The 20,526-nt window shown below is 45.3% G+C and carries 18 protein-coding genes; 10 read left to right on the top strand and 8 right to left on the bottom strand.

All coding sequences use genetic code 11. From position 1 onward, the window contains the following. Positions 1-119: 119 nt before the first annotated feature. On the top strand, positions 120-857 hold the full coding sequence (locus tag ACIGG7_RS02465) for a hypothetical protein (RefSeq protein WP_397548654.1): 738 nt from the start codon (positions 120-122) through the stop codon (positions 855-857). A 334-nt stretch (positions 858-1,191) separates the two neighbouring features. Here ACIGG7_RS02465 and ACIGG7_RS02470 read toward each other — a convergent pair whose 3' ends face one another. The 7 genes from ACIGG7_RS02470 to ACIGG7_RS02500 form a co-directional block, all read right to left on the bottom strand. Continuing rightward, positions 1,192-1,689 (bottom strand): DinB family protein, encoded by a 498-nt coding sequence (locus ACIGG7_RS02470; protein ID WP_397548655.1) that lies wholly within the window; start codon positions 1,687-1,689, stop codon positions 1,192-1,194. A gap of 80 nt (positions 1,690-1,769) precedes the next feature. Beyond that, entirely contained in the window at positions 1,770-3,839 is a 2,070-nt protein-coding gene (locus ACIGG7_RS02475; RefSeq protein ID WP_397548656.1) for a polysaccharide lyase family 8 super-sandwich domain-containing protein, read from the bottom strand. Between the two features lie 241 nt (positions 3,840-4,080). Then, a complete protein-coding gene (locus tag ACIGG7_RS02480) occupies positions 4,081-5,295 on the bottom strand; it encodes a glycosyl hydrolase family 28-related protein (protein ID WP_397548657.1) in 1,215 nt (404 codons plus the stop codon). Between the two features lie 144 nt (positions 5,296-5,439). Then, the gene (locus ACIGG7_RS02485; RefSeq protein ID WP_397548658.1) at positions 5,440-6,549 is read right to left on the bottom strand and encodes an acyltransferase; all 1,110 of its coding nucleotides are present in this window, start codon (positions 6,547-6,549) and stop codon (positions 5,440-5,442) included. A gap of 367 nt (positions 6,550-6,916) precedes the next feature. Further along, positions 6,917-8,080 (bottom strand): MGDG synthase family glycosyltransferase, encoded by a 1,164-nt coding sequence (locus ACIGG7_RS02490; RefSeq protein WP_397548659.1) that lies wholly within the window; start codon positions 8,078-8,080, stop codon positions 6,917-6,919. A 27-nt stretch (positions 8,081-8,107) separates the two neighbouring features. Continuing rightward, complete coding sequence (locus ACIGG7_RS02495) at positions 8,108-10,435, bottom strand: ABC transporter permease (RefSeq protein WP_397548660.1); 2,328 nt, start codon at positions 10,433-10,435, stop codon at positions 8,108-8,110. 5 nt (positions 10,436-10,440) lie between these two features. Then, on the bottom strand, positions 10,441-11,118 hold the full coding sequence (locus ACIGG7_RS02500) for an ABC transporter ATP-binding protein (protein ID WP_397548661.1): 678 nt from the start codon (positions 11,116-11,118) through the stop codon (positions 10,441-10,443). Positions 11,119-11,801: 683 nt separating this feature from the next. Between ACIGG7_RS02500 and ACIGG7_RS02505 the strand changes: the two genes are divergently transcribed. The 8 genes from ACIGG7_RS02505 to ACIGG7_RS02540 all read left to right on the top strand — a co-directional run bounded on the left by ACIGG7_RS02505 (position 11,802) and on the right by ACIGG7_RS02540 (position 18,612). Further along, positions 11,802-13,163 (top strand): glycosyltransferase family 2 protein, encoded by a 1,362-nt coding sequence (locus ACIGG7_RS02505; RefSeq protein WP_224942340.1) that lies wholly within the window; start codon positions 11,802-11,804, stop codon positions 13,161-13,163. A 53-nt stretch (positions 13,164-13,216) separates the two neighbouring features. After that, positions 13,217-14,113 carry a UTP--glucose-1-phosphate uridylyltransferase GalU gene (galU, locus tag ACIGG7_RS02510; protein ID WP_397548662.1) on the top strand — a complete coding sequence of 299 codons (897 nt, stop codon included), beginning with the start codon at positions 13,217-13,219 and terminating at the stop codon, positions 14,111-14,113. A gap of 51 nt (positions 14,114-14,164) precedes the next feature. Continuing rightward, positions 14,165-15,502: a UDP-glucose dehydrogenase family protein gene (locus ACIGG7_RS02515; protein WP_224942344.1), complete on the top strand. Its 1,338-nt coding sequence runs from the start codon at positions 14,165-14,167 to the stop codon at positions 15,500-15,502. A gap of 205 nt (positions 15,503-15,707) precedes the next feature. Then, positions 15,708-16,508, top strand: coding sequence for a hypothetical protein (locus ACIGG7_RS02520; protein ID WP_397548663.1), 801 nt, complete (start codon positions 15,708-15,710; stop codon positions 16,506-16,508). 206 nt (positions 16,509-16,714) lie between these two features. Then, positions 16,715-17,056 carry a PadR family transcriptional regulator gene (locus ACIGG7_RS02525; protein WP_397548664.1) on the top strand — a complete coding sequence of 114 codons (342 nt, stop codon included), beginning with the start codon at positions 16,715-16,717 and terminating at the stop codon, positions 17,054-17,056. Further along, positions 17,049-17,531: a hypothetical protein gene (locus tag ACIGG7_RS02530; protein ID WP_397548665.1), complete on the top strand. Its 483-nt coding sequence runs from the start codon at positions 17,049-17,051 to the stop codon at positions 17,529-17,531. The genes ACIGG7_RS02525 and ACIGG7_RS02530 overlap by 8 nt, the downstream gene beginning before the upstream one ends. Continuing rightward, positions 17,528-18,055, top strand: coding sequence for a permease (locus ACIGG7_RS02535; RefSeq protein WP_397548666.1), 528 nt, complete (start codon positions 17,528-17,530; stop codon positions 18,053-18,055). The genes ACIGG7_RS02530 and ACIGG7_RS02535 overlap by 4 nt, the downstream gene beginning before the upstream one ends. 23 nt (positions 18,056-18,078) lie before the next feature. After that, on the top strand, positions 18,079-18,612 hold the full coding sequence (locus tag ACIGG7_RS02540; RefSeq protein WP_397548667.1) for a DinB family protein: 534 nt from the start codon (positions 18,079-18,081) through the stop codon (positions 18,610-18,612). A gap of 71 nt (positions 18,613-18,683) precedes the next feature. Here ACIGG7_RS02540 and ACIGG7_RS02545 read toward each other — a convergent pair whose 3' ends face one another. After that, the gene (locus tag ACIGG7_RS02545; protein WP_397548668.1) at positions 18,684-19,097 is read right to left on the bottom strand and encodes a MerR family transcriptional regulator; all 414 of its coding nucleotides are present in this window, start codon (positions 19,095-19,097) and stop codon (positions 18,684-18,686) included. A 210-nt stretch (positions 19,098-19,307) separates the two neighbouring features. Between ACIGG7_RS02545 and ACIGG7_RS02550 the strand changes: the two genes are divergently transcribed. Then, the gene (locus ACIGG7_RS02550) at positions 19,308-20,348 is read left to right on the top strand and encodes an NAD(P)-dependent alcohol dehydrogenase (RefSeq protein WP_397548669.1); all 1,041 of its coding nucleotides are present in this window, start codon (positions 19,308-19,310) and stop codon (positions 20,346-20,348) included. Positions 20,349-20,526 lie beyond the last annotated feature (178 nt).

Genomic DNA, 20,526 nt, shown 5'->3' on the forward strand with positions numbered 1-20,526 from the left:
AGTAAATAGTCCTGTGCATCGTGTATGGGATCCCTTACATTTAAGGTAATACATAATAGGATAAAAATGGTTAATGTAGATAGTTTCATATGAAGTCACTCACGTAAAGGAGGAAGGTCGTGGACACTCAACTAATCATCTCACTCGTTATTCTGATCATTCTAGCTGACATCGGTGCCATCATCCTCTTTGTGAAATTTAGAAGAGGAGACATGGAGGTAAATCCATTCATCACCATCCTGAAGAAAGAAGCTCAGATTTTCTACTATGCCCTTTTCAGGTGGAAGGTAAAGCCGACCGAAGGAACGTATGCCTACCATAAAGGCTCCAACTATTTCTGGCTCTTTATTGCCCTTCTCCATGAACAGGTTATCGAAGCGTTCGCTTTTCATTACTATTTAAAAGATGTGGATCCACTCCGAGCGGATATCCTCGTCGTACTGCATGTCTACAGTATCCTTTATATGCTCGGGGACTATAACCTTGTCCGCAACTTACCGATTCAATTCAAAGATAATCAAGTCCTCATGAACGTCGGCGTGAGGAGGTCACTCCGGTTTCACATAGAAGATGTCGCAGCCATACAGCCGGCAAGGACACGATATGCCAAAAGTGGCGGCATCATCCATGAGAAACATGTGTTTCATGTGGCTATGCTGCCGAGAGTATTCACACGTGTATTCGGGATGATTGATGAATTGAGGTATGAGATCATCTTCAAGGAACCGATTAATGCGAGAGGGTATTTCGGACAGAAAAAAGTGGTGAAGAAGGCGTTGGTTTATATGGAGGATCCAGAACCGTTTATCTCTCATCTTCGTGAAAAAGTGGAGGTGGAGAATAAACGATTATCATAAGATTATAAGCGAATGCAACTACATGTTTCGACAAACAGCTCATATAATGAAAAAACGGCTCATATATCAAAATTCCGGCCCATATATTTTCAAACGGGCTCATATATTTTTATTCCGGCTCATAAATGGTCAAAACTGGCTCATATCCTGTGGTGAGGGACACATTCTATCTCTTTGCAACCCTCAAATACCTTTCATTAGCCCCGTACATAGTTAATAAAAAGAGTTTGATAGGTTCCATTTACACAAATTAGGTCCAGAACGGGTTAAATGATCAATATAAGTACTTGGAAAATAAAAAACAGCCGGCCTCAGCCGGCTGTTCCTCACTCATTTAACTCTTCTGCGCATTCATCGCTTCCCATTCTTCCTTACTCGGGCCATACACGCCAGGAACTCTCAAACCAGCTTGACGCATTAACACCGTCAATTGTCCACGGTGATGAGCCTGATGTTGAATTAACAGGCGGAATACGGCTTGAACCGGCATGTCCATTCCAAAGAGATTCACCATTTCGTTCATTTTCTCATCAGACACTTGCTCAGAAACGGCTTCTGCAAGGCGGTCGCTGACGAGCTTATACGTTTCGCTGATTTCTGCAGCTGACACTGGTGCGTCTTTGCGAAGATCCGGCACCTCGAATGTGATGCCAAGCTGAGCAGGGAAGTAGTATGTAGCTCCCGTGATGTGCCAGGCAACGCTTCCGATGCTGTACAAATCAGGTGTCGCTTCTTGCTTCAGTGACTCGTCCGTCAATGCGTCTAATACCTTTTGAGTGACGGCAGCTTCTTGTTTCCATTCTTGTAAGAAATCATTTTTCGTTGAGAACATGGCAATTCCTCCTTTAATGTAATCAACTTTATTGTAGCATGCTCTGTGTTCATTACGCTTCTTTTAAGGCTGCTGATTTTTTATCTGGCGTTATATTTCATATTGATGGATCCTGCTTTCGATTCCCGCTCAATCAGCGTTCTCTCTTTGTTTTTTACGATGACCTTCAGTTTGGCAGAGTGTTTGGCGGCTTTGACTTTGATGCTCCAATCGTCTCCGTTCCGACTTAGCTGGAGAATCCCTGCTTGATTCATGCTGATGAGTAAACCATCAGATGTTTTAAACGTATCGGCATTCCAATAGACGGCTTCCGTCAACTGTAGCTTCTTGTTCTTCACGACTTGAACATCCCGGTCATTGCGAAGGATCTCTATAGGAGAGTCGCTTTTGATCGCATTGAATTCCTCTTTCGTCGCACCGGGTACGACGATATATTGATAGCGATTCGACTTCGGTTTGTGACCGTGATTGATCCAAAGGCTCAGTACTTTTTCTTTGACCTGTGGTTCGCCGTCATACCGTTGATTGATTTTATTCCAGCTCGCTTCCCGTTTGTTCAGCATCAGGTGGATGCGGTCGTTGTTTCCGGGAAACAGGTATCCGATGCCGTCGTGGTAGACCCAGCTCGGTTTATCAATCGTCTCGTGAGTGGAATCATTGAGTGTTGGTGTTTCGGACGTTTCAACCGGCTGATTCCAGATGCGCTGGTCGATGGTCGTGACGATCGGGTGCTTGCTCTCCGAATGGATATCGGCACCTAGGGCAACGATACTGTCCCCGAAGAAGAACCATGATTTCTTCGCGGATAATTCCTGATACTTCATATTCATGGCAGAGACCCCATTCTTCCCATCACTGAACATGAAGGTGTCATTGTTTTTGCCGGAAAGGGGTTCTTTCTTATCATCGCTGTGGACGACGGTGGTCCCGGGGATCTTGCGCCAGTCCCAGACCGGAAAGATGCCTGCATAACCGTTCCCTTTTAAATAGAAGAGATTCGCACCGTCGGCCATATGACGATTGTTGATGCCTTCTCCGTTATAGTACGGCTCGCTTGATGTCATTTCCTCCGGCAGTACCCGGACGGAGCTGTAGTACTCCTTCTGATGATGAACCATCAATCCGGATTTCTCATACGCCCGATTGCCGGTGAATGGGGGACGCTTGCCTTCCAGGCGTTCGATCAGACGATTGAAGTCATCACTTCGGTTGGTCGGTAATGTTTCCATCATCCTGGCGGTGGATATCACATCCTGGAGTTCATTATCCTTCCGAGTAATCCCTCTTCCCAATGACGTGTAATCGAAGGTGTCACCGGTGATGAACCATTGAATGCCGTCCAGGATAAAGTGAGAGAGCAAATGATAGTCTTTACTGGAAAAAGAATAGGGTGTTCCGTGCACATAGGTGAACATCCTCGACACCTCTAATGCGTACCGTATCCCATATGTACCGGTCTGGACGGATTGTTCATGCTGGTGAAACGTCATATCGGGCTGGATGCCGATACTGCTCACCTTTAATGATTCTTCAATGGAAGAGACCGCGTGCTTGATGGCCACGGGATCTTCCCGCACTAAACCGGTGACATACCTCACTTTTTCACCTTGAATTAAGTTCAGACCGTGCTGTGGGGGAGATTCGGATTCTGTATATTTTTGCAGTAGGTTTAACGAATCTTCCTCGGTGTTCGTCGGGAGTTCCCCGTCCATCAGCAGGAGGATATTACTCATGAGCATCGGGATTCTCAGCTTATTCCACCACCAGTTTCCGGCTGTTACGGGATGAGAATTCCAGTATTCCAGTCCTGCCTGGATGTCGTTTTTCAATTCTTGATCCTGGTGTGTATGATAGGCTTTTGCCATGGTTTCCAAACGCTCTAAGTGCTGCACGGTTTCACGCGGATTTTCAGCACTCTCTTTGTACGTGATATCCGAGAATTTTCCTTCACTGTTCAGTTTTTTCTCGAGGGAACCTATGTCCTGGTCGCTGAGCGAGTCCGTTAAATAGGTAGTATATCGTTGTTTCAATTTGGGTAGGGTGTTTTCTTTAGGCTTTTCCTGTTCATCGTCAGGAATGAAAAGCATCATGATGGCCGCCAGTAGTATGATGGCCAGTGAAATGAGTGTTGTTTTCTTCGATATGGTCAATCGTCTCACCTTTCATCCTGATAGTCTGTTTGGTAAAGGTAACATACTTTGAGGGAAGGGGATGGGGTCCATACTAAAATGATAGAAGGTTGTAATATAACGGTGTGGCTGTGACATTTTTAAGAGAATTGTTACAAGAGTGGTATGGGGAGATTTTGATTCGATAAAAGATAAGAAAAAGAACTCGGCGAAGGTCCGTCCCTCAAAAAAAATAACTCCCAAAAGGAAGTTATTTCTTCTATTATTTAGCCTCAATCCCACTACTAGCCAAGCGCTCTACCCCATCATACGTATTCCCCGATAGAGTCAGCTGTTCGACACCAGCAACAACATTGATCCCATAACGGCCATTTCTCAAAGAATTATCCTGAATGGATATGTTGGTGAATGAACTCGTCCCATCATAGCCTTTGTTAATCCGGATTACATCCGATGCAGGGGAAGCTTCCCGATTGGCAATCGTATTCCCGCTGACACGGACGTTATTCCCACCGGCTATATCAATGGCGGCCGAATATCTTCCAATGCCGTCGATTGTATTTTCCGTGATCTCTACATTGTCTTCATAAACCGATATAGCAGACCACATGTCGTATTCATTGGTTTCTTTATACGTGTCATAGACATTATCCTGATAAAAGCTGTTGTGGATCTGGTTATGAGCGACAATCACACCCGGGGACTGGATTTTGATCGCCCGTTTATGATTTCGTTCAAATGTATTGTGCTGGATGGTCACGTGCACATCATCCTGAAATCCCTGGACGACGATCCCGTCTCCATCATCTTTAGGCCCAATATCTGAAATCAACGAATGCTGGATCGTGATGTTCCGGCTCACAGGTTGGGTAGATAAAGCAGGGCTGATGAGGATCCCACGGGCGACTTTATGGTTCCAGCCGACATTGGATGAAATGTTTTTGGCAAAGACATCTTGAATCGTCAAACCTTCGAACAACACTTCCTGGACGCCACCTTCCACACGGATAGCAATCGGCGTGGACGTGGACAGAGGAGAATCATCGGGCTGGCTGAAGCGGGTAAGCTCAACATCCTTCACTGTCAGGTTGCTTGTTCCGTTCATCATGGTCATCCCGCGTAGGAATGTACGACCTCCATCGATCGTTAAGTCGTGTATGTGTATGTTCTCCCCGTAGATTCGAAACATCGTGTCTCCCGGTGCAGCTGCTTTGATGACCGCATTTTCTCCATAGACTTCTGTATTCATTTTGACGGTTACGGTATCGGTGATGAGGTAGGTTCCCTCTGGAAAATAAACGGTTCGGTTCTTTCCATAATAGAGTGCCTTTTTGATGGCGGTTGTGTCGTCCGTTTTTCCATCCCCGACGGCTCCATAGGCTTTGACATTGATCATACCGTTGTCCGCAGCGGTATCGTTTGACGCTCCGGCAACACACAGGATCAGCATGGCGATAACAATCAATCCTTTTTTCATGACGTATTTCCTTTCCTTTTGAATAAAATAGGAATTATATCCTCCAATAGTATCGGAAGGGTATGAACCTTTTTACACAAAAAGAAAGGATTTATCAATATTTACCAATAAAAGAAAGCAGCCAAGGGGCTGCTTTCTGGTTCTTTATGCGGATGCTTTGTGTTCTGGTTGTACGGCTGGCTTTCGTTTACTGTTCTTGATCTTCGGAACCGGAATGATGAATCCGCTCAGCGGGATGAACTGAAGGATCCGGATGAAGACAGCTGCGATTACCATGACGGCTAAGAACATCAGTGGAACATATTGTGCCTGCCAATAGGTTTCCGGAAGATGGCGGGCGAATAAATATAGGATCATCGGATGGATCAGGTAGATCCCCATGGAATATTGGCCGATGACGGTTAACGTCTTTTTGACGATGTTTAGTTTTGACAGGAATGGGTATATCCCTACCACCGCGATACAGAGGACGGGGATGTTCACCAGGTTCGTCAATCGACGGTTGGATACGTATCCTTTCGTTTGATATTCAAAGACGGCACCGGCAGAAATCAACAGGATGACCCCAAGCATTTTCCACGGGCGTTTCGTGGCGAACGCGACAATCTCTTCCCAGAAATACGCCATAAAGCCGCCAAAGGCGAAGTAGAAAATCCAGATCGGCATAAATGATTTGCTGGCAAGGAATTCCCCGAGCGCTCCATCAATGTCAGGGTGAAAGCCGTAAAGCTGATAGCTGATGATCAATGAGACGAACGTGAAGATCAAGAGCAGCGTCTGCGTCCGGAAGATCTTCTGCAAGAATGGAAAAATAATATAAAATTGCACAACGATGGCGACGAAATAGAGATGATAGAATGAATCTCCCGTCAGGATTTTCGTGATTTCAGCTCCTGGGTCTCCGAGTGTCTGCTTATCATAATGGAAGAGCAGATAGCGGTAAGCGACGCTCCAGATGAGAAACGGAATGACAATCTTTGAAAATCTTGATTGCAGGAAACGGCCAAGCTCGAATCCACGTCTTTTGACTTGATAAAAGAGCAGGAAGCCGCTGATGACAGCAAAGATGGTGGTACCAAATCGGCCATATTGATTCAGGAAATAGGTGAACCAATTCCACGTTTCATCGTTCATTCCGTAATGGGTGGCAGAGACGTGAACGCCTACCACCAGTAAGCAGGCAAAGGCGCGTAAGAAATGGATTTCGAAAATATACTTTTTGTTGCTTGGCTTCGTTTCTGTTTGAGCTGCCATATTCTATTCCTCCTCGGGTATTGGTGATGTATTCCAGTATGATTTTGATAGACAGATGTTATAATCAGTATAAATAGAAGGAATCTTCTTAATTATCAAAAATTGGATGTGTGTAACTTTGATGGAATAGGTTATAAACAATAGTACCTTTATACCGATATAAGACTAGAAACGGAAATAGGGTCTTTTACCCCAGGATGAAATATCCCGTTCGGTGGAAGACATGGAAATAAAATAGTAAAAAGCGAGTGATCCATATGTCTGCCTTTTTTGAGATCTTTCGATTCGGCTACCAGCTTGTTTATACCATCATCATGTTAGTCGGTTGTAGTTTCATCTATTATCAATTGTTTAAAAAACGAAATAACTAAAGAGTTTGATATAACTTCGAAAATACGTCATCGATGAAGCGAATATGTTCATCCGGATGTTCCTGTAAGTAGGTCTCGGTCAATAGGCCAGCCAGTTCGCTGCAGGACGATACATCGATGTTCTTTACAAATTGATGTCGTGATTTCTTCATTAAGAATTGAGCACTCTCATCTTTCAGGACGGCGATTACCTGCCGGTCGATTGGAGTGTTCGGGTTCAGTCTGTGCACCAATCCTTCCTCTTCTAAGTACTTCATATTCTTTTCTTCCTGACCTGGCAGCACCGAATGAACAAAGATCGGAAGCATTTTCTTGATGGCCTCTCCCATCGTGATTCCACCGGGTTTCGTAATGAGGACATCGGCCCAGTTGTACAGGTGATTCATTTGTTCTGCTTCTGCTATATACGACATTCCCTTTATATTCGGAGACTTCAATGCCTGGACATGATCCAGGAGTTCCTTATTATGACCGCAAAGGATCGTATAGTCGATCTTGCTTGACCCCTTTTTAGTGACAAGGGATTGAAGGGAATCCCCCAATCCGAGACTTCCGCCGCCGACGAGTACATGGAGCTTAGCATCCTTTTTCGTTGGCTTCCGTTTTTTAAACGTGTCATTGGTCAAAATTCCTGAGACCTTGATCGAATCGGAATCGACTCCACCTTCGATCAGCGTTTGCTTCATATCGGAGGTGGGGACGATATGCATATCCACGTGCTCTTTTCCCCAGACCCCATTCATAAAGAAATCGGTATACACATTCACGACGGGAGCCGTTTCGATCCCATAGCTTCTCAGTTTATCGATTAAGAGAGAAGAGAAGCTGTGGGTACAGAGGATGAGGTCTGGCTGCTCCTCCTCCAAGAGCTGCTCCATCTTTTCCACGAACAGCGTTTCATACAGGGAGTGCATGAAAGATTTGTCTTTCTGAAAGAAAGATGTGTACATCCAGCTGTAGGCAGACGGCCATTTCGTGATCCAGTTCAAATAGAGCTGTGAGATGACCTTCTCCAGGGTTTGGTTCGTGTAACTGAGAAAGTCCACTTTCGTACATTGGATGTCAGGATCTTGTTTGTGAAAGGCTTCGATCAACGCATCAGCCGTTCGATGATGTCCTGATTCCATTTGAAAAAGGGGTAGAAATAGTACGCGTTTCATGAATCATTCCTCCAGGGACAATACGATTTATAGTAAGGTTGTAAGCTTCTGTTTCAGCGTTTTCTTTAACGGTACGACACTGGATGCGAATCCGATCAGTAAACTGATGCACAGCCAAATCATGCTGCCTTTCAGTGAAATGTGCGGATTGATCGTGAAATGGAGGAGCGAATCCCCAAGCTTCCATCCGAGCAGCCAATTAAGCGGATAGGACATCGCACACGAAAGTCCCCAGCCTAATACTGCGACGATGGTGCTTTCCCCGATAAATAATCCATAAACCTTCGCATTGGATCCCCCGAGGCTCTTCATGATCCCGATTTCTTGTGTCCGCTCATAGATATTCATGCTGACTGCAATCATCAGATTGACGATTCCAACGATGGAAAACACCCAGCCAATGCAGGCGATCGTCAACAGAACGAGCTTGATGATCTCCTTCGGTCGTGCATTCATGCTCTCGACCGTTTCGGATCCTTCAATCCGAATCCCATTGGATGATAATACGTCTTCTCCATCATTCAGGAGAGAGTGGACGTCTGTACCGTCTTTCTTTTCCACCATTAAACGGTTGATGGTCTCCTGTCCGAGCCAACTCTGATAGGAGGGCTGAACCATGTAAACCGATGGACCGGTCAGGGAGCTTTTGATGATACCGGCCACCCGCCATTCCTTTTTCTCTTTTCCAATCTGCAACGAAACGGTGTCGCCAGTGGATACCGGTCCCAATTTCTCTGCAAGCTCCGAGTTCACCACGATGTCATCAGGGTGTTCCGGATTCAGCCAGCGTCCTTTTACAAGCTCCGGCTTGATGAATTCAGATTTTGCCGGAAGGGAGTACAGTAACGCATTTATATAATCAGAGGAAGAAGCATCCTTCACCTCTGTATTTCGTTTCGTCCAGCCTTCGACGGTTTTCACGCCATCGATGCTTTCTGCCAGGGAAGTGATCTCGTTCTTGGGAAGGGGACTGCTGAAAGACCATTCCACATCATGGTGCCAGAAGTCATCCATCTCTTCCATTGTGTGCCCCAGTGATTCCTGCATGGAGAAGCAGGCAATGATGACCGCTCCGCCGAAGGAAAGCATGAGGATGTTCAGGATCGACTGGCTCTTCTTTGATAAAATGTTCCGAATGGACAGAAGGGACAGGTGAAAGAATCGTCGCCGGCTTCTGCCCGATGCCTTCATCTGTAATCGTCCCGATCCCTTCAGTCCTTCCACCATAGGGGAGGAAAGCAAGCTCCTGACAGGTACGATGGCACCGAATAACGGGATGATGAACGACAGAATAAGTAACCCAAGGGCAAGGGTCGGTGATATCCATTGCGTCAGCTCACGTCCGAAATTCAATTCTGCCCCGAGATATGAAACGAAATAGCGTGAGGCCACGCTGATGATCGGAATAGACAGCGTACTGATCACCGTTCCAATCAGGAATATCAATAGAAGGTACTGTTTCCAGAGATGAGCGTATGTGGCCCCGGTTACCTTCTGAATACTAAGGGAATAGATATCCTCCGAGATAATGCGATGGAAGATATGGACGATTAAGATGAAACCAAGAACAAACGCAAACAATCCAAGGAGAATAAAGATGTTCAACAATGAATCGACCATCGTCTCCCTGATGAAAAACGTCTCGGACGAGGTTTCGCTACGGTAAACCGTGATTCCGTTGTCTTCCAGACTTTTTTGCAGTTTCTTGACCATTTCATTCTGTTTCGATCCGTCCTCGAGCTTCACGTGAATCATGTTCTTCGATAGTGGGATATTCCATTTCTTTGCCGTCGCTTCAGAAATAAAGCCGTACCCAATCCCGCTGTACTTCGCCGGAATCCGGGATTGATCCTGGACGACACCGGCCACGGTAAGATCCGACCCTTTAGTTTGGGATGGCAGAATGATATCCATTTTTTCCTGCTGCTTCAATCCCGTATCTTCGGCGGTGGCTTTCTCGATCCAGATCGTTTGATTCCGTAAAGGATCACCGTCGATGAGTTTCGTTTGATTGATGGAGTAGCGGGAATCATTCGGTACGATCAGTAACTGAAGATTCATATACTCCCCATGGAGCTTCGCACGGCTTCTCACTTCGGTCTTCGCTTCCGCGTGTTTGACTCCTTCTATAGAAGAAACAAAATCGATGTCTTGATCAAATCGCCCGGTGTAAAAGGTGATATCGGCTAGGTTTGATGTTTGCCGGCTGTTCTCCAGCAGTTCTTGAAATAAGTATTTCGAGTTGAGCAGCGTACCGATGGAAATCAGGCAGAACAGTAACGATCCCAACATCAATAATGCTTTTGTTCTTTGGTGAAAGAAGCTTCTTAAGGCAAGCCTTACGTATATCGGCATGCTTATCACACCCTTTGCGAAGGGGTTTCATAAACAGATCCATCCTCAACATGAAGCCTTCTTGAGACTTTCTCATAAAAGTCGAGGTCATGTGTGACAAACAGGACCGTTTTCCCCGATTCGGCCAGTTCCTGGAACAGTTCGAAGATCTCTTTGGATGTTTGGGAGTCCAGGTTACCCGTCGGTTCGTCTGCTGCGATCACCGGCGGGTCATTGGCCAGTGCCCTGGCGAAAGCGGTTCGTTGTCTCTCCCCGCCTGAGACCGATGCCGGGAACTTGTCTGCTTTCATTCCGAGCCCCATTTGATCCAACAGCTCCAGTGCACGTTGCCTCTTTCGCTTTCGGTTATTCACAAATTCCATTGGAAGCATCACATTCTCTACCAGGGTCAGGGTCGGAATAAGATGAAAGGACTGAAATACGATTCCGACATGTTTTCCTCTCCATTTCGTGAGGGCCCTGTTAGAGAGACTGGCAATATTCGATCCATCTATCTGTACGGTGCCGGAAGTCGGAGTGTCAATTCCCGAAAGAATGTGTAATAAGGTTGACTTACCACTTCCGGATTTGCCAAAGATCCCGACCAATTCTCCCCGTTTTATTTCAAATTGAACGTCCTTTAAGACATATTCTTGATGTTCTCCGTTAGGAAATTTCTTTGATACATTTTTCACTTCTATCATTCATTGGCCCCTTTCAGCTTGAACTCTCCCCATATATAGCACCCAGGCGGGTAACCTGCAACAGGGGGTTGATGGGCAGAAGAGGGACCATGATTCTTTCTTCACGAAGATTTGGTCCTTTTTCTTACAAATATTTACTTATCGAGAGCGTGAGGATGATAATAGAATGATATGAAATACACGTTATATGGGTGAAATTGGAATATGAAGCGCATACATCGAGAAAGGGGCATGCCACACGTCTCATTTTTTGACTGAATTTTTTCACAACTGGGGGAAATAGGGATCTACACAAAAAAATAGAAAAGAATCCACTTTTATTTTTTCAGCGTTATTACAGGAATATGTTGTTTGTAAAGTAACGGACGAACGTCTGACCTCTTCCTGTTTTTCGTTGACATGAATCGGCAGGATCAGACCTTTTTCGTGACAATGTTACAAACGCGTTACAGTATAAAGTAATGATGAACGCGGGAAAAGTAATCGTTTCCAACGTTGATATGAAAGCTTTCCGGTGAACGGTTTGAAAGAAGAGTGAGAATAGTCTCGGTGTAAATAGATAGATTGTAAGTGCCGGTTGGGTTTTATAAGATCGGTGTGTGAAACCTCCCCGTTACGGAAATCGGAAACGGGAAGATTAGCGAAGGAAAGAAATACATTTTATATACGAGAGGAGAATGGGAATGGCTAAACTGGAACAAGATCTGCCAGGAGGAATGGATAATACCAATCTACAAACACAGAAGAAACTTTCCTCCAAAGAGAAGACATTTGTTATCACGTTGTTTCTACTTACCGTCTTGGCCCTGTTCTACGTGAACTGGACAGCTTCAGATAAGCTGAACTTAACAATCGGACTTTACGGTGCCGTCATGATCAGTTACCTATTAGGAAAAATGCTTTTATCATTTAAATACCAGGAAATCATGGGTGATCCACCTGATCTGAAGGTTTCGGTTGTTATTCCTTCTTATAATGAAGAGCCGCAGGCGGTTCTCGGAACAATCGAAAGTATATTGAAGCAGGACTATCCGGTTCATGAAATCTTCGTCATCGATGATGGAAGTAAGGATGTATCTGCCTATCACGCCGTACAGAAATTACATGAAAATCTACAAGCCGGTGTAGGAGCGACATTCTCGGAATTGAAGAAGGATAACCCATCCTTCCATATGCCGAATCTTATCGTCCACCGTCTTCCGCAAAATAAAGGAAAGCGCCATGCGCAAATCTGGGCATTTGAAAGAGCGACGGGAGATGTATTCATCACAGTCGATTCCGATTGCACCGTATTCTCGAATGCAGTCAGAGAGTTATTGAAACCTCTTAATGATAAAGAAGTCGTCGCGACGACGGGACATGTAAACATCCGAAATCGTACGGATAATGTGTTGACCCGCTTGATCGATATGCGATATGACAATGCGTTCCGTGTTGAACGTGCAGCGCATTCTGTTACGAATAACGTGTTAGTATGCAGTGGACCACTTAGTGCGTACCGCCGCGAAGTGGTTATGAAGAATCTAGATCATTATGGAAATCAGAAATTCCTCGGACAACAAGTACAGCTAGGAGACGACCGCTGTCTTACGAACTATGCGATCCGGGAAGGAAAGACGTTATACCAATCAACGGCCCGTTGTATCACCGATGCACCGACCAGTTTGAAAACCTTGATCAAGCAGCAAAACCGCTGGAACAAATCGTTCTTCCGCGAAAGCTTGATCGCACTGAAAATCGGCCTTACGAAACCGAATGTGTTCGTATGGGTCATGCTTGAAATGTTCTTGTGGCTCGCCTTTGGTGTGTCCCTGATCTTCGCGGTGTATTATACATCGACAACCATGGGATTAATCATGCTCGTCTATTACCTGGCGTACGTGGTAATCAGTGCCTATGCACGGAATGTGTTCTACGCCTATAAGAGGCCATTGACCTTCTTGCTGGCACCTATATACGGGATACTGTTCCTAGTCATCCTTTGCCCGATGCGTTTCTGGGCTCTATTAACTCTTCGTTCCACTTCTTGGGGAACTCGAGGCTAAGAAGCCCCTTACCATTATAAAAAACAATGATTCTACTAAAGGAGATGTTGTAAATGAGAGTACGTAAAGCCATCATTCCTGCGGCCGGTTTAGGGACAAGATTCCTACCGGCCACCAAAGCTCAGCCGAAAGAAATGCTTCCGATCGTCGACAAACCGACGATTCAATACATAGTAGAGGAAGCGGTCAAATCAGGCATCGAAGATATTCTGATTGTCAGTGGCAGAGGAAAACGTGCGATTGAAGATCATTTTGACAAATCCTATGAATTAGAAGAAACACTCTTGAAAAAAGAGAAATATACCCGATTAGATGAAATTCAGGACATCTCGTCCTTGGCGAACATCCACTACGTCCGTCAAAAGGAACCAAGAGGACTTGGACATGCCATCGGATGCGCGAGTCATTTCATCGGCAACGAACCGTTTGCCGTCCTACTCGGGGATGACATCGTTAAGTCTGAAACACCTTGCCTAAAGCAACTGATTGACGTATTTGATAAATATCAGTCATCGGTATTGGGTGTGCAGGAGGTTCCACAAGAGGATGTATCCAAGTACGGTGTCATCTCACCACTTGATAACCGGACGCTGGATGAAAATCTGGTCGCGATCTCATCCGTGGTGGAAAAGCCGAAGACCGAAGATGCACCATCCAACTATGCAATCATGGGTCGCTACGTGCTGACTCCGGATATCCTGCCGATCCTTGAGACATTACCACCTGGTTCCGGCAACGAAATCCAGCTGACAGATGCCATCAAAATCCTGAATGAAACACAAAATGTACTGGCTTATAATTTCTCTGGTAAACGCTATGATGTAGGAGATAAATTCGGCTTTATCAAAGCTACGATCGATTTCTCCCTGCGTCGCCCTGACTTGAGCGATGATGTGAGAGGATATCTGAAAGAGATCATGACCAATCAAGAGTACATGGGCATTCACTAATGCTTGCGGCAACAACCAGAATGAACAATCTTTATTTGAGGAGGAATTACGATGAAAATTGCCATTATTGGAACGGGATATGTGGGACTTGTGACAGGTGTATGTCTATCCGAAATCGGTCACGAGGTCACATGTATCGATATCAATCCAGAAAAGGTCGATCAACTGAAAAAAGGGATTTCCCCTATCTATGAACCTGGATTGGAAGAATTGATGGAGAAGAATCGTGAAGCCGGTCGCCTAGACTTCACCACCAATTACATCATTGGTCTGAAAGACAAGGAAGCGGTCTATATTGCAGTCGGCACCCCTCAAAGCGAAGACGGTGCAGCCGATCTGACGTATGTGTTTAACGCTGCACGCAGCATCGGACAGAACATCACGAGAGATGTGGTCGTCGTGACGAAGAGTACGGTTCCAATCGGCACGAATGCGAAGGTACGTCAACTCGTCATGGCCAATCTACAAGACAACGTCTGTGCAGAAGTCGTATCGAACCCTGAATTCCTGCGTGAAGGATCTGCCATTGAAGATTCCTTTAACGGAGACCGCATCGTGATCGGATCTGACCATGAAGGAGCAGGCGATATCGTCGCGGAAATCAACGAGCCATTCGGCATCCCGATTCTACGGACGAGCCTGCACAGTGCCGAAATGATCAAGTACGCAGCCAATGCGTTCCTTGCTACCAAGATTTCATTCATCAACGAAATTGCCAATCTATCAGAACGGACGAACGCCAACATCGAAGAAGTGGCCAGGGGAATCGGAATGGACACACGAATCGGGAACAAATTCCTGAACGCCGGCATCGGATACGGAGGCTCCTGCTTCCCGAAAGATACCCAAGCCCTTGTGAAAATCTCCGAAGAACGTGACTATGATTTCCATCTATTAAAGTCGGTCATCAATGTCAATGAAAAGCAGAAGACCTCTCTTGTCAGAAAAGCAAAAGAGCGCTTCGGCACCCTGCACGGAAAGAAAATCGCGTTATTAGGACTTGCCTTCAAGCCTGAAACCGACGACATGCGCGAAGCTGCCAGCATCTCAGTAGCCCGCGAACTCATCGAAGAAGGAGCAGAAGTCATTGGATACGATCCAATTGCAACCGAAAATGCGAAAAAAGTACTTCCAGAAGAAGTGCAGTACGTCGACCAAATCGAAGAAGCCATCAAACAGGCAGAGGTCGTGTTCATCCTGACCGAGTGGAAAGAGATTGTGGAGAAAACACTTATCTTCTCTAACCTGTTCATGGAAACACCGATTGTATTTGACGGGCGTAACTGCTACTCAAACGAAGACCTAGCAAACCTTGAGATCGAATATATCTCGATGGGAAGAGACCAAGTCACAAACGTTCAAGAACGAAGAGTGGCAGCAGCTATATAATAGAAGAAAGAGAGAGCCGGGGGGACAGGTCCCTTGGCTCTTTTTTTGTGGGAATCTATAGGATGCATTAAAGCCGGCTCCGCCTCCCCTGGGTTGTTGTCCTCACCTATACCCACTTTTCTCATATAATGTTATGAATCATTTTGATGTCGAGATCATTTGTAGAGTGACTCTTAAAATCCAAACGAGAAAGTGGGTGAGGCTCATGGCTGACAAAGAAATAGGAAAGTCGGATTGTAAGAAACATAAAAAGAAACATCGAGACGAAGAAGATTGTTCCGAAATGTCGAAATACTGTAAGCGTGGACCTAGAGGAAGATCAGGGCCGCCTGGTCCAAAGGGATCGAAGGGTCCACAAGGGCCAGAAGGTCCTCAAGGAGAGCAAGGTCCACAAGGTGAACAAGGTCCTCAAGGAGAGCAAGGTCTACAAGGTGAACAAGGTCCTCAAGGAGAGCAAGGTCCACAAGGTCCACAAGGTGAACAAGGTTCTCAAGGAGAGCAAGGCCCTCAGGGTGAACAAGGTCCTACAGCAGACTCAGACTGTGATTGTTGTACCGAGACCATGAAGGATCTAATCAGTCTACTGATCATGGATGAAGACAATGCGGTTAATATATTCACGCAAGATGACAATATCTCCAATGTGAATCTGGATATGATCGTAAAGGATTACATCGTAAGGTATGATGAAACGAACTATGTGCCAATCTGCCAAATTGTCGCCATTCAAGTGAGAAGCACATTACCTGATCTGAGCAGTCTGCCGGAACCGGTGGAAAGTAACGGGAGCTGTGCTTGTTGTGAAGACCCGATTACGTCCTTTTTCTCAGACTTCGAAGGTTCATCCACAACATTTACTGTCAATACAGTCGGTAGTTCATTGCAGAATCTCACAAATGCCACTGTAGAAAATGTATTTGAGGGACTAATTCAGTTTGAACGGCCTGGGGTAGGAACACCGCCAACTTTTATTTCTTCATGTTACGTTGATGGGTTTTCCATGTAGGGAAAGAAAGCCAAGGGGACAGGTCCCTTGGCTCTTTTTTGTGTGAATCTAAAGGAAGCATTAAAGTCGGCTCAGGTACCATTCCCGTTGCACTTAAGAATAAGTTTATCTAACCTTATCGTTACGAGTATATATAACTGTTGTTGACATATAACTGTCATTAACAGTATACTGTTAATGACAGTTATGTTGGAGGCTTGATATATATGAAACATACAGGAAGACATACCGGTGCATTTCTTTTAATGTTCTTAACAGAAGGTGATTGTTACGGAGGGCAGCTTCTTCAGAAATGCCAGGAAGAAATTCCGGTAAATCCTATTGATAGTGCGATTATTTATCGCACACTCAAAAAGTTGGAGGCGGAAGAGGCGGTTGAATCGTATGTTGATGCAACGGCAGATAAGCCGATTAAGATGTATCGAATAACCGAATCGGGAAAAAAGACATTGAAGGAGTTTCATGAAGATATTGAAAGCAAGATCAAAAACTTATCTTTTTTCTTAGAGAAATATGAAGACTGGAAGATGGGACCCCACCATGATTAACGGTCTAATTCTTTATGGGACAGCGTTTATTTTAACTGGGATTTCTTACAGTAAAGATAGGGAAAAAACAAAAGAAGCCATTAAGAAGGCGTGGAAAATGTTTAGCAATATTATGCCTGATGTGCTGGCTATTATGCTATTTGTCGGTTTATCTTTATCCATTCTTACTCCCGATCTTATTTCTTCCGTTGTTGGTAAGGAGTCTGGTCTTATGGGGATTATCTATTCTACAGTCATTGGTTCGGTTTCTCTCATCCCAAGCTTTGTGGTTTTCCCACTTGGGGGAACACTGGTGGAGAACGGGGCTGGACTTCCTCAAGTAGCAGCATTGATGGCCTCGTTCATGGCAGTCGGTATCGTCACGCTCCCTATGGAACAAAAAGTATTTGGTAGAAGTTTTGCACTGGCACGAAATGGAGCTGCCGTTGTCATGTCCATTCTGTTTGCGGTTCTCATATGGATGGTGATGGTATGAAGAATTTGAAGAAGTATCGTTTATTTTTATTTTTGCTTGTCGGTTTTATCATCCTCACTTTTGTTAACCGATCAGCAGGATGGAAAGCGGCACAACTGACGGGAAACAGCATGTTGGATATGCTGTACCTTCTTCCCCCGGTTCTTTTATTAGTGGGATTATTGGACAAATGGGTGGAAAAGGAAACGATGATCCGCTATATGGGGAAAGACTCGGGATTCTATGGCATCCTTTTCTCTCTTCTATTAGGAACCATCGCTGCGGGACCATTATACGTAGCATTTCCAATGGCTATCCTGTTTTTGAAAAAAGGGGCAAGCGTACGCTATATCGTCTTTTTTCTTGGAGTTTGGTCAACTTCCAAATTGCCGGTTGTGATTTATGAATTAGCTTCCTTTGGAATGAAATTCACTATAATTCATATTGTCTTTGGGCTTGTGTTTGCTTATTTCCTCGGCGTATTGTTTGAGAAATTCTATCAACCAGGGCAACTATTGAAGTATGATGGACTGGAAGAAGCGTAATCAAACTACAAGGGGGAGAGCAGATGAACTTCACACTACATGAAGCAATCGAAATATTGGAGAGAACTCCAGTCACTCTGGAAACGTTCTTGACTGGTTTGTCGAAGGGATGGCTTGAATGCCATGAAGGCGATGGTACCTGGAATGCGGTCCAAGTAGTGGATCATCTCATTGAAGGGGAAAAACAGAATTGGATCCCGAGATTAAAGATGATTCTTCAAGAGGGGGAAAGTATGGTGTTTCCTGTTTTTGACCGGCATTCTCACCTTGAAGGTGGTGCTTCAAGCAGGAGTCTTGATGAGAAATTAAAGGAATTTACTGCTCTTCGAACTGAAAATATTAAGAAATTAAATGAGCTGTTGGCTCTCCACGAAAATGCTTTTGACCGAACAGGATTGCATCCTGCTTTCGGAAAAGTCACGGCCCGGGAGCTCATCTCTACTTGGGTGGTTCATGATTTGACGCATCTTTCACAAGTAGTGAGGGTGTTCTCGAAACGATATGGGGAAGATGTAGGGCCTTGGAAGGAGTATTTAGGGGTATTGAATCAGCGGTAGTGAAGCAAGGGGACGGCTCCCTTGCTTCTTTTTAAATGAAATGGAAGCAGAAGAACCGTCCCTGTGCACCCTTACGGATGAATAATCTCTATCTTTTTATCCTTATGAACATCTTCTGTACCAGCTTCCACTGCGGTTTTATAATAGCTGCACTTATGATTAATGACTTCCATGGTTTGCTGTAGCTCCTTGATTTTGGCTTCCACAGTCGCTTTTCTTTCCAGGAACATATTGTATCGATTCTCCAGGGTGGAATCGCCTTCCGAGCACCAATCGATGAAATGCTTGATCTCCTTGATCGGCATTCCGGTGGATTTCAGGCACTCGATGATGTGTAGTGCGGAGATATCCGATTCTTTAAATCGTCTGGTGCCACTTTCAGTCCGTTCGACAAAAGGCATGAGGCCTTCCTTGTCGTAGTATCTCAGGGTGTAGATTGATAGGTCCAACTGCTTTGCCACTTCTCCAATGGAATAGGTCTTCATATTCGCGCTCCCTTTCTAGTTATCTAGACGTCGAGTTAACTCTATATTTGTGGAGAATCGTAGCACGGTCAACCCCTGTTGTCCAAGCAAAACGACTCAGCAGATTGAGTAAGGGTTATCTCTTGACCTAGAGTTCACTATAGGGTTTACCATGGATGTAACAAGAGTTCATTTTCTCTTGAAAGCTACTATTACAGGAGGTTTTTATACATGGTAATTGCTAAAGCACGAGCTGTTGACGGTCCTGACAAATCTTTCAGAGAGGCTGAAATCGAGAGGCGGAATCTGGATCTGCATGATGTACTGATTGAAATCAAATATGCAGGGATCTGCCATTCCGATATCCATACGGCACACGGAGAGTGGGGAGAAGTGAAGTATCCGCTCGTTCCCGGACATGAGATAGCGGGAATCGTAACAGAAGTAGGTTCAGAGGTTGCGAAATACAAAGTCGGCGACCGTGTAGGAGTCGGATGTATGGTTGGTTCCTGCGGCGAATGTAAGAACTGCCGTGAAGGGGAAGAGCAGTACTGCTTGGAAGGAAACGTACCGACGTACGCAGGCGTGGACAAATATGGTGAGCTTACTCAAGGCGGGTATTCAACTCATATCGTCGTAGAGGAAGATTTCGTTCTTCGCATCCCTGATAACATCGAGCTGGATGCTGCGGCACCTCTTCTATGTGCGGGGATTACGACGTATTCTCCATTGAACCATTGGAATGCAGGACCAGGGAAGAAGGTAGCCGTTGTCGGCATGGGTGGACTCGGTCATATGGCAGTCAAGATTGCACATGCCATGGGTGCCGAAGTATCCGTTCTTTCCCGTACATTAAATAAGAAGGAAGACGGACTGGAATTCGGGGCAGAAGCTTATTATGCTACCACTGAGCCGGAGACGTTCGAGAAACTGGCAGGTACATTTGATCTGATCATTAACACGGTAAGTGCGAAAATTGACATCAATGCGTACCTCTCCCTGCTGACGCTGGATGGAGCGATGGTCAATGTGGGAGCACCTGCTGAGCCACTGGAAGTCAATGTATTCTCATTGATCGGCCATCGTCGTTCATTTGCAGGATCCCTGATCGGAGGCATCCGTGAGACTCAGGAAATGCTCGATTTCTGCGGAGAACATGGAATCGTCCCTTCAATCGAAGTGATTGCCGCTGATTACATTGATGAAGCGTATGAACGGGTATTGGGTTCTGATGTGAAGTATCGGTTTGTGATTGATACGAGTACGATTTAATAGAAAAGAAGCAAGGGGATTCCCTTGCTTCTTTTTTTATGGGTTGGAAGCAGGAAAACCGTCCCTTTGCTTCCAGGTTTTCAACCACCCCCTAAACGGATATATAAAATAGAGAAAGCAATCGCGAACAAGGTGAGGTGCTTTCGTTATGAAGAAGTCGGTGAATAAACTGGAGGAG

Source organism: Rossellomorea sp. NPDC077527, assembly GCF_044542955.1.
GTDB classification, from domain to species: domain Bacteria; phylum Bacillota; class Bacilli; order Bacillales; family Bacillaceae_B; genus Rossellomorea; species Rossellomorea aquimaris_E.